We start from the raw sequence: 12,107 nt of genomic DNA, 5'->3' as shown, positions 1-12,107 counted from the left end.
CCGTATCCTGCCCTTTATCTTCCTCTGTTATGTCGTGAGTTATCTGGATCGCACCAATGTCAGCTTCGCCGCACTGGGCATGAACGCCGATCTGGGCATCACGGCTGAACAGTTTGGGTTTGGGGCCGGGATGTTTTTCATCGGCTATTTCCTGTTTGAAGTGCCCAGTAACCTGATCATGCAAAAAGTAGGGGCCCGTATCTGGATCGCCCGCATCATGATTTCGTGGGGCATCATCTCCATGGCGACCGCCTTCGTCACTGGCCCTGCCAGTTTTGCCTTTGCCCGTTTCTGTCTGGGCGTGGCCGAAGCAGGATTCACACCCGGTATTTACCTGTTCTTCACCTACTGGTTTCCCGGAAGCTGGCGCGCAAAAATTACGGCGGCGTTTTTGGTCGGGATTCCCGTGGCAAACATCATCGGCGCGCCCTTATCCGGCATGCTGATGCAAATCACCGGACACGAACATATCCGTAACTGGCAGTGGCTGTTGCTGCTGGAAGGTTTTCCGGCCGTTATCCTGGGCATAATATGCTTGTTCTTTTTGCATGACCGCCCAGCAAAAGCAAACTGGCTAAGCGATACGGAAAAAACGTTGCTGAGCAGGCGACTGGCAGACGAGCAACAGCAGATAGAAAAGGCGCACGGTTCCAGCCTGCGTGATGCACTGCGTAATCCGCTACTCTACCTGCTGGCTTTCATTAACTTTTGCGGCATTGTGGGTTCTATCGGTGTCGGCTTGTGGATGCCGCAGATCATCAAGCAGATTGGCGTTAGCCATACCGCGACCGGCTTCCTGACCGCATTACCTTACGTCTGCGGCGCGTTAAGCATGCTGTTCTGGGCGCAGCGGGCAAATGCATCCGGCCACCGCATTCGCTGGATCAGCGCTGCGCTGGTGATCGCCGCCATCGCGCTGGCCTGCAGCGCCGTGGTGGATGAACCCGTGGTGAAGATGCTTGCACTGTGCTTTACCGTGAGCGGCATTCTGGCTTTTCAGGCATCGTTCTGGGCATTGCCTTCAGGCTTTCTCACAGGAAGCGCCGCCGCAGGGGGTTTAGCGATGATTGTCTCTGTCGGAAATCTGGGCGGCTTTGTCGGGCCTTCTCTTATTGGCTATGTACGCCAGACAAGCGGAGGATTTATGTGGGCGCTGCTGGCGGTGTCCGCTGTGTTAATGACAGGTGCCGCCACCGTGGCGTTAATCAACGATCCTTACCGTAAAACGTAGCGCAATCGGCAACTTATCTTTTATAAGAAAAACAAGGCTCTTCGGGCGCCTCTTTCCTTTCCTTCTTGTATGTTCATAAAGCCTGTTTAGACTGGCTACACGATGCTGCAGCACGACCGTCCTGCTGGGTTTTGAAGCCAGAGGGGGAGCCGGACCGCGCAGCATTTTTTTCATAAGCAGCCCGAACAACTGCCTGGGCGGTTAATACTAGCCCGAATTTTGCAAGACCGGGAGAACTGAAATGAACATGAAAACAGTTATAGGTATTGATATAGCCAAGAAGAGCTTTGATGTGTGTATCAGTGAGAACTCTGACACATTTCATTTTGAAAACTCGGCTAAAGGTTTTGATGAACTGTTGAACCTGGATTCAGTGAGAAAACAACAGGTCAGCCTTTTGTTATTGAAGCAACGGGACGGGTAACTACCACAGAGCACTTGTAGATGTACTGGAGCTCAATGGTTTTGCCGTTGCTGTGGTTAATCCCCGCCTGATAAAGAACTTCAGCCGTGCTATGGGACTCAGATCAAAAACTGATGTTCAGGATGCCAGGGTTATTCGCGAGTACGGCATGCGAATGGAGCCGCCGGTCAGACAGAAGTGTGACAGCGAGCTCTTGAGGCTTAAAGCAATGGTCAGCCGCCGACGTCAGCTTGTTGTCAGTCGCACTATGGAAACAAATCGTCTTGAAGCGCAGGCAGATCAGGAAATCAGGTCCAATATACGCCGTCATATTCAATGGCTGACATCAGAAATCAAGCGCATCGACGCACTCATCGCTGAAAGAATCGGTAAAATGCCCATGCTGAAAGAGAAATTGAAATTGCTGAGGGAGGTTAATGGGGTAGGGCCGGTTGTAATGGCGGAATTACTTACTCAGGTGCCTGAACTAGGAACGCTTGATCGTATCTTACGAGGAGCTACGGGCTTAATTCGTCACTGTAGTCTTATGTTAAATCACAGTGAAGCTGTGAGTCGGTTTTTTATATATCCCTTAAGAGAAATTACTGAACAAGCAAAAAACGATTTGTGATAAAACTTGGTTAGATGATGCTTATCTTAGACTCTAATAATTTTTAGTGTTGTTTAGTGCTTAGTCTGTGCTAGTCTTAGTCTAGTTTAACTGGATGGAGTGAAGACATGAGCGGAGTATTTTTGTCACTAGCTGATTTGCAAAAGCTTTCGGCTAGTGCACGCAGCGAGGTGATGGCAGTTATCACGGAAGGGATTGACGAAGATATTTTTGACGATAACGGTGAGGGACCAACCGATCTATCATCCCTGCAATCCGAAAAGCTTGTGCGTGGTCTGAGTAGCAAATCTCGTTCTGTACTGAAGGTTATTCTTGAGCATAGCGATGCTTCAAACGGATTCTGGTGCGAAGATCTGGCTTCTGAACTTGAAGTGGATATATCTGACCTGACAGGGGTATGGTCAGGTCTTACCCGTCGAATCAGGACTGTTACCGGTTCACCGGATGCCTACCTTATTTCGTGGGCGTGGGATGATGAAAGGCAGGATTATTACGGGAAAATGCACGCGACTACCTTTAAAAATTGCAAAAAAGCAGTAAACATCTAAAAAAATCCCGCTAAAGCGGGATTTTTTTACTTATCAGCAAGCATGGCTATCGTTAAGGACATTACGGCAATCAATAGCCAGATAGGTAGGCTCATCACTTAGATGCCGTGTTGCATTCGTTACCTTAGCGCTTACCGTTAAGGTGACGATTCACGGTGGATTGGCTTTTACCCGTGATCTTTTCAATGCGCTTAGATTTTACATTTTGCTCGCTTAACGACTGGCAAAATGCATCACGCTGCTCAGGAGAGAGTGCATCGAATAGTGCTTTATTCACTTTCGACTGCTCTGATTCCAGAATTTCAAAACCTTTGTCAAGAAAGTTATTCATTTCCTTTTTTAAGTCATCAAAAAGACCTGAGGAACCATTATTTACTGTTTCATCAGCCATTTACAGCGCTCCTTTGATGGGTTGTTTTTTAAGATTATACTATTCGTTATTTTTCGTCAAATATTATATAAGTTGTTATAAATTATGGTTTTTTTATAGTATTTTTTTGGGTAAATATCGGTTATGTAGATTATAAAAATCATCGGTAACCAGGTCAACGCGGCGCCTATGGGGATGTGAAAACTGTTGTTTTTACGCTCTTTCTGGGTAAGAGGTTTCGGGGGGGATAAATACTGGTGAGCAATAAACTCATCACCTCAAAAAGGATACCCTGCAAATGGACAGAGAAACGCTATACCTACTGAAGACGTTAGACCATAACAATGACTTACTTGACGAAATCAACAGAGCAAAGTTGGGCAGATACTACAACACGAAGATCTTACGCAACGCTTGTAACGCTATTGAAGCTGAATTACGACGTCGAGGTATTTTGTAACGGAAAAGCCCGCATAGCGGGCTTTTCCGTTACAGGCGCAACAGGGTTGTTATGTTCATTATGGCAGAACTTCCATGTCTCTATCATCTTGACGTCCGCTTTGTGCCAGGAGCGGACGTTCAAGTTATTCTGTCCAGTGCTGGCATCCTGGTTGCACCAACTCTACGGACAGAATGAAAAGTGCTGGCATAACTTTCGGACGGACGCGTAATCGGTTACTGAACCGCTGGTAAATCTATTCTTCAACGTTCTTACCACCCCATATTGGACGCTCAGGTTATTCTTTCCGGATCTACTGACTGCGCATGATCTGGCAGCGATGCTGCTGTTCGGTTTCCGGACGGCTGGGAAATTCTTTTCACTGGCAGTATGAGATCATTTCTTGATAGGCTGAATAAAATAACCACACAGAAGGAGTTAGTGTCATGTATGAAGATTATTCACATCAATCAGTCCCCTCAAAAAAATACAGAGAGTTAATTGGAACTGCTGTTTGCGTTTTTAATTCCAATAATGGATTCATTATCGAGAACATCCTGCATATTGATAATGATAAAACCTATAACTGGTTTGAATTAACAGACAGAACATCTGGCCGCCTTTCAAAGCCAATTAAAGAAACCATTACGAAAGCCTCGAATGATAGCATTGCCAACCTCTTCGAAGAACTTGTCGAAATCCGGAATAGAATAATACATAGTTTCAGAATAACCGCAACTGAAGCTATGTCATCGGAAAATGATGACCAAATTTTAGCAACCAAACATAAAAACAGCGGAACACAAGAAATAATAACCGAAGAATATATAATGAATTTTATACGCAAGAATGACGAGCTTTCTTCTAAGCTCCATAGTTTCAGAGGTTACTGAAGCCTTCGGCAGAATCAGTGTGCATGTGCGGCCGTTAGACTCCTGTCAGACGGCCCCCATCGCTTTAAACCTGGCCCACTTGGACACAATAGTTATTCTGTCCAATGTATGGTAGTCCGCGAATCACGGATTGAAGTCAGGCCGGCTTTTGTTGACCACTACAGTTCTTAAAGTCAACGAATCAAAAAGTACATCCTCACCATCCATATAGGCAAACCCTAAGAATGCCATATGCATATGAATAATTAATTTCTTACCAATCCTTTCCGTTAGATTGAATGTTTTATAAAAGCACCCATCAAGTGTAACCAGCACTTCCCGCTCAATGAAGCCATTTAAACGACGACTTCCACCCGACGCCATAAAAAATACACATCGCGAAATGAACCATTAATTTCTAAAATAATTTTTTATTTTCACGAATAAAAACCTTCCCGGTTACGAAATTTTCTTTTATCTCCCGGAAGCCAAAGCTCACCTTCTCTTACTATTTCTTCTTTTAAGCGCACTTTTAACCTTATCCGTAAAGTAGTTTACAAGGATTGAACCCGACAATTTCAATGAATAATTGACCTTCTTATATTAAACAACTGTCTACTGCATCAATCATTTGCTTAGAAACCATGCTCGGAAGATCCGGAACTTAACGCTGTCCGGCATAGCCGGTTAGCCGAGATGACGACCTGGCAACCCCGGGGGAGCTAAGATGACCATTATCGAAATAGCCCAGGAGGCCACCATCGCAGGTGCCGCTATTCTATAAAGAGGTTGTACGTTATAGTAATAACAACTACTATCTTGATGCTACCACTCCGGGCACCTTTTATCCCTGCACGTTAGTCATGCTCGTACGAGGTGTACGGGGCTGGCCGGTGGTAAACCGGCGCCGTAGAAGGAGTCCGGTATGAAACAGAAAACCGTTCTGGTACGTCAGTACCAGCGTTTTCGTTTAGGCCGCTGGGAGGACGTGTGCATGCACACGCGCTCCCTCCCTAATCGTTAATGTCATGTCCCCGGTGGTGGTAGCACCCTCAGGTTTCAGTCATCATCATATCGTAGTGTTCAAGATCCTCAGTCATTACAAACACTCGTTTAAACATATCAATATACATGTCTGCAGATGCCTCTTCATGAAGGCGAATATTACGGCTGTCTGCGTGCGAATGGCGATTGATAAAACGATAGAAGGCGTTAAATCTGGGATCGCGATTTTCTGCTGCCAGCGTATCAAGAGCTTTGTAGAGACGCTCATTTTTCCCTGAAAAACTAAAATAATGTTCAAGGATCTGGCGCATAACGTTTGGAATAATGACGCCGGAAGACACATCGTTGCTGGCCTTGCGCAACACATACCACAGTGCCTGATAGTCATTAAGTAATTCTTTATCCGATATAACACTGACGGTGCTGTGCCGGTTTTTAGCAATGCGATATAGCTGCCAGTCTGCTGGCTTTTTTCCTGCCGGCCTGCTTCCGCTTGAGAGAAGAAGCTCCTGGAAGAAGAATAAACTGTGTGTAAGCAGCACCACCTTAGCGGCGCGATCAGATTTAATAATTTCATGCTGGATTAGCGCAGCCACTTCAAATATATAATTCTGGGACAGACTGGAGATTGGGTCATCAATTACGATAAGGCTTGGCCGGTTATCGGATTGTGTGCGGCTGTTTCTGCCCTTACACGTTTCGATAAAATACAGGAAAGCAATCAGCGTTTTTTCACCTTCGCTCAGAGTCTGGAACACCGGGCGATCGGTGCTTTCTCCGGCTCTGCTGAGCCGGTATGACTCAATTCCCTCTTCGCACGGTACGATATGGAAGCTATCTATACCCATCGAAGTCAGCGCGTTATTAATGTTCTGTATGGTGCTGTTGATGTTGACTGTGCTGGAGTATTTAGCGGCGATTTGTTTTTCAGCTGTAGCGATATTTTCTCTGAGTTCTACTGATTTAACTTCAAGAGTTTGCCTGTAATCCTGCAGTGCTTTCAGTTCTGTGCGCTGTTCCTCAATGGCGTCTGAAGACAGGTGGCGAATGTGAGCATAAACACGATCTGTTAGGGATGTCCGCTCTGCCGCATAATTTTTTGCGAGTCGATTGTTTTCACTGATTTCCATGTTCAGTGCCGCAATCGCCTGCTGAAGACTTTGTGATTCATCAAGAGTCAGCTGCGGGTGAATACATACCGAAGGTTCTGCAATTTTTTGTGAAACCGCATTCTGATTTATTAGCCCTGTTTGCTCAAGTTCAGATAGCCGGGCAAGCACCGGGGAGTCAGCGTTTACTAATGGGCAGGTAGTCACCGTCTCTCTAAATTGCTCAAAGTAGCTTTTCCATTCAGCGTGCCGCTTTTCAAGCTGTCGAAGCGCGCTCATTGCCGTTTCCCATGAGAGGTCAAATAATGCGGTAATTTCCTGTCGGAGATGTTCCCCGTCTACAGGGGACTGGCAAAATGGACAAATGTCGCCGTCAAACCACTCGGCTCCACGTGCTATCCAGTCACTGTTGCTGAGGCGCCTTACGGCGGCAGCCAAAACACTGTCACCCGCTGGGACTAGAGGTTCCTCCAGTAGGGTAAGCTCCTCTTCAGTGAAAACGAAGTAAGGAAAATCATCGACAGGTGCAATAAGGTTGCCCTTACTGTCTTCCAGACGCTTCAGTTCTTCACATAGCAACTCCGTGCTCGTAACAGCAGTGTCAGGTGATGACATGATTTTTTGGTACAGAGTGTCGGTGCGCTTGGCACCGACCATTAGGTCGCCAGCAGCAGATGAACGTATCTCTGCAGAGCTGCTAAAAATTTGATTGGCACAATCGCCGCGAACTTTTCGCTGATCAGCGTCATTTTTCTGCAGAGAAGCGCTATTAGCCTGCTGTAAATCACGCTGAGCGTTGGCATCTGCTTCAAGCAGCAGGATTTCACCAGCAATGGTGGTATTTTCTTCACTGAGCGTAAAAATACCGGGCTGAACAGCCTGGCTGTTAAACAGATCTTCTACAAACTGATGGTTGAATACGAGATTTCGCATATCCAGCGGAGGATGAAGGCTGCACTGTCCGTACTCATTGCCATTCTGTGGGTAAAAATACCCGGATATCGTTGATTTGCCAGCTCCGTTCTGGCCGTAAATCAGGGTGACATAGTTGCTGATATCAATCTGAACCGTTTCATCGTGGGAATAACTGCGCACTCCGCGCAGAGAGAGTATGCTCATCGTTCAATCCCTGTGGTTTGATTACTTAAACATCATACTCAATAGAAGATAGTCTGAAAACCTACTGTATTTAGTGTAGGTATATCACAATTTGTATTAGCCCCCGTTTAAACCGGACACTTACCAGTAAGGCATATTCATAGAGCTATCTTTAAGGAGTGTCCTGTGCAAAGAATCGAAGTGATCACTGGCGAGCAAAAGCGCCGTCGTTATACTCCCGAAGATAAAGCCCGTTTTCTTGCGCTCGTCATGCAGCCCGGATACACCGTCTCACTCGTTGCCCGGCAATATGGCATCAAACCCAGTCTTCTTTTTAAATGGAAACGGCTCATGAACGATGATGGGAAGTCTGCGATCGCCGCAGGCAACGAGGTGGTCAGCGTCTCCGGAGTCAAAGCGCTGGAGAAAAAAGTCAAACAGCCTGAACAAATGCTGGGACGCAAAACGATGGAAGCCGAAATCCTTCGGGACGCGCTGAGATAGCCCAGGTAAAAAAGTTGATATCGCGTATGCCATTGCTACCACCGGACGATACCCCATCATCCGAATAGGGGAAGTGGTCTGTGTATCACGTTCGAATCTTTATGAACGGTTGCGGAAGAAGCGCTATCACCGGTCAGCCCGCTATGGCAAAGATGGTGACGCCCGAGTGTTACCGCTTATCCGCCAGATATGCAGCGAGCGGGCGACAAACGGCTATCGGCGCGTGACTGCACACCTCAATCGTGCTCTGAAGGAACAAAGCTGGCGGGTTAACCCCAAACGTATTTACCGGATCATGCGGGCGAATAACCTGTTGCTGGCAAAATCTAGCCATAAAAAGCCAGAGCGCTGTCATACCGGCAACGTCGTGACACTTAAGCTGGATACGCGCTGGTGTTCAGATAGCTTCGAAATCCGCTGCTGGAATCGGGAAGTTGGGCGGGCGGTGTTCAGCCTTGACTGCTGTGATCGAGATGCCATCTGCTGTTCGGCGACAACAGATGGAAGTGTAAGTGCCCCGCTTAAACGATCCATTATCTTTTAGAGATCCTCTGGCATATGAATTAGGTTACCCGAAAGCGAACGTCCGCTTTTCGCTCACAGCGGACATTCATAACCTGTAATCACTTCACGTCTTTAAACACTCTCCTTGTTTGACATTAAACACAACTGCGCCCTCCTCTCGCCCTTTATCTGCCCTGTAAACGTGTCTGGCATAAAAAAAGCGCCCTCAGGCGCTTTACCGATGTTCAGACGAACCCACTATTTGCTTGCGGTCGACAGGCTTTGATCCACCTCGATTTTCGCCGCGCTTTTGCGGCCCATGATCAGCACCGCAATGCCTCCCGCACTGCAGAGTACCGCCAGTGGAACCATCGCCAATGCATGACTGCCGGTTTGCTCATTGATAATGCCGTAGACGTTAACCATCAGGCCACCACCAATCAGATTCGCCATTGCGCCGATAGCGGCTAAGCCTGCCGCCGCGGTGGTGGAAGACATCCAGCCCGACGCCAGCGCCCAGAATGGCCCTTTCATGGAGTAAGCACCAATCAGCACCAGCGACAGAATGACCACGCTTCCCGCCAGCGACTGCGTGAGGAACGCTGACAGCAGACCGCCCGCGATCAGGAAAAGCGTTAACGCAGTATGCCAGCGGCGTTCACCCGTGCGGTCAGAGCTGCGTCCCCAGATAATCATAAGAACCGACGCCAGGCCATAAGGAATGGCGTTAACCAGACCGGTGGTGAAGTTGTCCAGCCCAAACGACTTGAGCAACTGTGGCGACCAGACGCTCAATGTAGAACCGGCAGCCGAAGCACCCGCATAAATCAGTGCCATCACCCAGATGTGTTTATGGCGCAGAAGCTGCCACAACGAAATATGGCCAATCACTTTGCGTTTCGCATTTTCTGCCGCAAGCGTGGTGCTGAGCCAGTTACGCTGCTCTTCGGTTAACCAGGTCGCATTTTCAGGGCGATTGCTTAACAGGAAAAAGGCGGCGACACCTAAAAGCACGGCGGGAACGCCTTCTAAAATAAACAGCCAGTGCCAGCCGCGTAATCCGAACCATCCATCCAGTGACAATATTGCGCCCGAGATCGGTGAACCAATAAAGTTTGCCGCCGGGATCGCAACCATAAAGGTGGCAATGACGCGAGCGCGATATTTACCCGGAATCCAGTAGGTTAAATAAAGGATAACGCCGGGAAAGAATCCTGCTTCGGCAGCCCCCAGCAGAAAGCGCAGGAAATAGAGCATTTCGGCACTTGAAACAAACGCGGTGCAGACGGACACGATGCCCCACGTCACCATGATGCGTGATATCCAAATCTTTGCGCCAATCTTTTGCATCGCTAAGTTGCTGGGCACTTCGAACAGGAAATACCCGACAAAAAACAGGCTACTTGCCAGACCAAAGACCGCCCTGGACAAGCCAAGATCCTCGTTCATTTGCAACGCTGCCATCCCGATGTTGCCCCGATCGATAATCGCGATCAGATAACAGACGATCAGGAACGGCAGAATCCGCCGTATAACGCGCTTTACGGTCTGCTGTTCTATCTCGGAGGTTAGAGCGCCATTCGGCATCTTTTCAGACATGGTGTTCCTCGCAGAATTATCATGGTTTTACGCCGGGACACAATTATTGTTTTACCTTGTAAAACTACGGTGTACAAAGTACAATCATTATCTGGGTAAACCTTTCCCTGTGCAGGCAAATGTTATGAGGTTGTGTTATTTGTCACAAAAAGGTAGCTGCACGAGTTGTGATATGTGACGCTGCAGGAGTTTTCAGGCGGTGATCTTGTAGCTACTTGGGGATAAGCCGCAGAGAAAAAGCAGGCAGAGCCTTCCCGCAAATGGGGTTTGGCCCTGTGCGGGATAATACGACAGAGAGAATGGCCTACTGGTTAACGCTCGCCACCAGCGGCGCGAAGAATGGCAGGCAAGTTGAGGCGACACGAAGGATGAGCCTCAACCAGCCTGAAGGTCGTTATGCTTTCAACGAGGCACCTTTAGAGGCAATCACGTTCTGATACCAATAAAAGCTCTTTTTACGACTGCGTGCCAATGTCCCGGCCCCGGAATCATCGCGATCAACATAGATAAAACCATAACGTTTAGACAGTTCTGCCTTAGACGCGCTCACCAAATCGATCGGCCCCCAACTGGTATAACCCATCACATTTACGCCATCTTCAATCGCCTCACGGACCTGCTGCAGATGGTCATTGAGGTAATTGATGCGGTAATCATCCTGAACCATACCATTCGCATCCGGCGTATCTTTGGCACCCAGACCATTTTCCACAATAAACAGCGGTTTCTGGTAGCGGTCCCATAAGGTATTCAACAAGGTGCGCAAGCCGACAGGATCGATTTGCCAGCCCCACTCTGAACTCTTCAGATGAGGATTGGGCACCATGCTCAGAATATTGCCCCGCGCCTGTTTGTTCAGTTCTTCATCGGTGGTCACGCAACCGGTCATGTAGTAACTGAAGGAGATGAAATCCACGGTCGACATCAGCGCATCGCGGTCTGCGTCGGTGATATCCAGCTGAATCGCGTTTTCACGAAAATAGCGCAACATGTAGCCGGGATACGCGCCCCGACACTGCACGTCTCCAAAGAACTGCCAGGTGCGGTTTTCCTGCAGCGCCTTCAGAACATCTTCGGGCTTGCTGGAGAGCGGATACACCAGTCCACCCAGCAGCATATTGCCAATTTTGCCGTCTGCGATGACCTCGTGGCAGGCTTTAACGGCTAACGCGCTTGCCACTAACTGATGGTGAATGGCCTGATAAACCTGCGCTTTGCTGCTGGTTTCCGGCAGTCCCACGCCTGTCATCGGCGCATGCAGCGACATATTGATTTCGTTGAACGTCAGCCATAGCTTCACCTTGTGTTGATAGCGGGTAAAAACGGTACGGGCATAACGTTCGAAAAAGCCGATGACCTTGCGATTGCCCCAGCCGCCGCATTGTTTAACCAGCCCCCACGGCATCTCGTAATGAGACAGCGTGACCAGAGGGGTAATGTTGTGTGCTGCCAGTTCATCAAACAACTTATCGTAAAAAGCCAGGCCCGCCTCGTTAGGTTGCGCCTCGTCGCCATGGGGAAAAATGCGCGTCCAGGCGATGGAAACGCGTAAACAGCTAAACCCCATTTCGGCAAACAGCGCGATGTCCTGGGGATAGCGGTGATAAAAATCGATTGCGATATCTTTAATGCCGCTGTCCCCCGCCACGCGTTCGACAACCGGGCCAAAAACCCCTTGTGGTTGTACATCAGAGGTGGACAAGCCTTTACCATCCTTGAGATACGCGCCTTCTACCTGGTTAGCGGCAAGCGCGCCGCCCCACAAAAATGTCTCTGGAAATGTTTTCATCTGAC

Annotated in this window: 11 protein-coding genes; 7 read left to right on the top strand and 4 right to left on the bottom strand. The window is 48.4% G+C overall.

The annotated features are described in order from the left end of the window. The 4 genes from CMR03_RS23175 to CMR03_RS23165 all read left to right on the top strand — a co-directional run. On the top strand, window positions 1–1,231 hold a 1,231-nt coding region (locus tag CMR03_RS23175), incomplete at its 5' end, for an MFS transporter (RefSeq protein ID WP_096012777.1). Window positions 1,232–1,472: 241 nt separating this feature from the next. Continuing rightward, the gene (locus CMR03_RS25720; protein WP_244181421.1) at window positions 1,473–1,655 is read left to right on the top strand and encodes an IS110 family transposase; all 183 of its coding nucleotides are present in this window, start codon (window positions 1,473–1,475) and stop codon (window positions 1,653–1,655) included. A 52-nt stretch (window positions 1,656–1,707) separates the two neighbouring features. Next, entirely contained in the window at window positions 1,708–2,265 is a 558-nt protein-coding gene (locus tag CMR03_RS25715; protein ID WP_244181420.1) for an IS110 family transposase, read from the top strand. A 107-nt stretch (window positions 2,266–2,372) separates the two neighbouring features. After that, window positions 2,373–2,813, top strand: coding sequence for a hypothetical protein (locus tag CMR03_RS23165; protein WP_096012775.1), 441 nt, complete (start codon window positions 2,373–2,375; stop codon window positions 2,811–2,813). A gap of 124 nt (window positions 2,814–2,937) precedes the next feature. On the opposite strand, the gene CMR03_RS23160 is transcribed toward CMR03_RS23165, so the two are convergent. After that, complete coding sequence (locus CMR03_RS23160) at window positions 2,938–3,204, bottom strand: helix-turn-helix domain-containing protein (protein ID WP_096012774.1); 267 nt, start codon at window positions 3,202–3,204, stop codon at window positions 2,938–2,940. Window positions 3,205–4,068: 864 nt separating this feature from the next. Between CMR03_RS23160 and CMR03_RS23155 the strand changes: the two genes are divergently transcribed. Continuing rightward, the gene (locus CMR03_RS23155; protein ID WP_096012773.1) at window positions 4,069–4,515 is read left to right on the top strand and encodes a selenium binding protein; all 447 of its coding nucleotides are present in this window, start codon (window positions 4,069–4,071) and stop codon (window positions 4,513–4,515) included. A gap of 1,031 nt (window positions 4,516–5,546) precedes the next feature. Here the strand turns inward: CMR03_RS23155 and CMR03_RS23150 are convergent. Then, the gene (locus CMR03_RS23150) at window positions 5,547–7,727 is read right to left on the bottom strand and encodes an AAA family ATPase (protein WP_096012772.1); all 2,181 of its coding nucleotides are present in this window, start codon (window positions 7,725–7,727) and stop codon (window positions 5,547–5,549) included. A 165-nt stretch (window positions 7,728–7,892) separates the two neighbouring features. On the opposite strand from CMR03_RS23150, the gene CMR03_RS23145 reads away from it, so the two are divergent. Together CMR03_RS23145 and CMR03_RS25950 are read left to right on the top strand one after the other, a co-directional pair. Further along, complete coding sequence (locus tag CMR03_RS23145; RefSeq protein ID WP_158087022.1) at window positions 7,893–8,210, top strand: transposase; 318 nt, start codon at window positions 7,893–7,895, stop codon at window positions 8,208–8,210. 73 nt (window positions 8,211–8,283) lie between these two features. Then, complete coding sequence (locus CMR03_RS25950) at window positions 8,284–8,754, top strand: IS3 family transposase (RefSeq protein ID WP_371873631.1); 471 nt, start codon at window positions 8,284–8,286, stop codon at window positions 8,752–8,754. A 218-nt stretch (window positions 8,755–8,972) separates the two neighbouring features. Here CMR03_RS25950 and CMR03_RS23135 read toward each other — a convergent pair whose 3' ends face one another. After that, on the bottom strand, window positions 8,973–10,313 hold the full coding sequence (locus tag CMR03_RS23135; RefSeq protein ID WP_063880634.1) for an MFS transporter: 1,341 nt from the start codon (window positions 10,311–10,313) through the stop codon (window positions 8,973–8,975). A 394-nt stretch (window positions 10,314–10,707) separates the two neighbouring features. Further along, window positions 10,708–12,102: a glycoside hydrolase family 1 protein gene (locus CMR03_RS23130; protein ID WP_096012769.1), complete on the bottom strand. Its 1,395-nt coding sequence runs from the start codon at window positions 12,100–12,102 to the stop codon at window positions 10,708–10,710. Window positions 12,103–12,107: the final 5 nt, after the last annotated feature.

Origin of the sequence: Pantoea allii (assembly GCF_002307475.1) — a bacterium.
Taxonomy (GTDB): Bacteria; Pseudomonadota; Gammaproteobacteria; order Enterobacterales; family Enterobacteriaceae; genus Pantoea; species Pantoea allii.
The sequence above is the reverse complement of the archived record's forward strand: the minus strand, read 5'-3'. Positions and strand labels throughout refer to the sequence as shown.